Source organism: Demequina silvatica, assembly GCF_000971215.1.
Lineage (GTDB): Bacteria > Actinomycetota > Actinomycetes > Actinomycetales > Demequinaceae > Demequina > Demequina silvatica.
In genome coordinates this window covers 1-1,475 of the sequence record NZ_BBMA01000017.1, presented here as the reverse complement: position 1 = coordinate 1,475, position 1,475 = coordinate 1, and the positions used below count along the sequence as shown (strand labels likewise).

At 65.9% G+C, this 1,475-nt stretch carries 1 protein-coding gene; it reads right to left on the bottom strand.

The window, feature by feature from the left end; translation table 11 throughout:
* Window positions 1–38: 38 nt before the first annotated feature.
* Window positions 39–1,217 carry an IS30 family transposase gene (locus AOM05_RS13875; protein WP_156165209.1) on the bottom strand — a complete coding sequence of 393 codons (1,179 nt, stop codon included), beginning with the start codon at window positions 1,215–1,217 and terminating at the stop codon, window positions 39–41.
* Window positions 1,218–1,475: the final 258 nt, after the last annotated feature.

Sequence of the window (1,475 nt, the reverse complement as noted above, 5' to 3'; positions counted from 1 at the left end):
GGCGGATTCTTGGGGTCCTCGCAACACCTGGTGTTTGGCTAGGTGGTGATGAGTAAATCACGCAGACGCTCGGCTGGAGTTTTCCAGCCGAGCGTTTTGCGTGGACGGCCGTTGAGCTCCTGGGCGACGTGCTCAAGGTCGAAGGCGCTGTGGACGGACAGGTCGGTGCCCTTGGGGAAGTACTGGCGCAGCAGGCCGTTGGTGTTCTCGTTCGAACCGCGCTGCCACGGCGAATGCGGATCGCAGAAGTACACCGGCACGCCCGTCGCGATCGAGAACTGCTTGTGGCCGGCCATCTCGCTGCCTTGATCCCAAGTCAGCGATCCCCGCAGGTGCTGGGGCAGGGTCCCGATCAGGGGCACGAGGACGTCGCGGACCTCTTCGGCGGTGTGACCGGCGGGCAGGTGGCCCAGCAGCACGTACCGCGTCGACCGCTCGACCAGCGTGACGATCGCGGACGCGTTGTTCGCGCCCACGATGAGGTCGCCCTCCCAATGGCCTGGCACGGCACGGTCCTCGACCTCGGCGGGACGCTCGCTGATCATCAGCATGTCGTCCACGAAGCGCTTCGTGCGCTGCTCGGGATTCCGGTGCGGCTTGCGGCGAGTGCGTCCCGTTCGCAGCGCGGCAGCGACCTCGCGTGTCAGTCCACCCCGTGCCTGGACGTAGAGCGCCTGGTAGATCGTCTCGTGACTCACGCGCATGCTCTCATCGTTCGGATACTTGTCGATCAGAGCGTGACAGATCTGTTCGGGCGACCACTTCAGGCGCAGTTTTTCAACGACAAAGTCGCGCAACGGGCCGGGCTGAGCCAGCTTCGATTCCTTGGGACGGGCACGGCTGGCCGCCCACGCCCGCTGTGCCCGATGCGGTCGATACACACCATCTACCGCGTGACTGTCGAGTTCGCGCTTGATAGTCGATGCAGGACGACCCAGCTCTCGCCCGATCGCGCGCAGCGACATCCCTTGCCGGCGCAGGTCAGCGATCGCCTCGCGGTCGACGATGGTGAGGAACCGTGGATCCAGGACGGCATCAACCGCGGACACAGTCGGCCCGACGGCCAAAGACTCGATAGTGATCACACCGGTCTTGTAGTCGATCCGACGGCCATCAGGGTAAACGCGCGCGTTGCGAGACTTGCGCACACCCCGGTCCCAGTCCTTCGCCGTGCGCTCGTTGACGCCGACCTGAGCCGCGGCAGCACGCCGTCGCACTCCCGATGCCCGCAACCGCTCATACTCGGCCCGGCCGGGATGCCCACCCATGCCCCCCTTGCCTCGACCGCCGATCCCAGCGCGGCGAGCCCAGCCCTGCGCCGTGTTGCGGTTGACCCCGACCGCACGCGCAGCCGCCGTGATGCTGCCCTCGTGCTGCTCCAACACCCCAAAGAACTGAGCCTTCAACTCCTCAAACGACACGATCCCCGCAACTCCCTGAAGTCAGGGTGTTGCGGGGATCGCTAGAACCCGCAC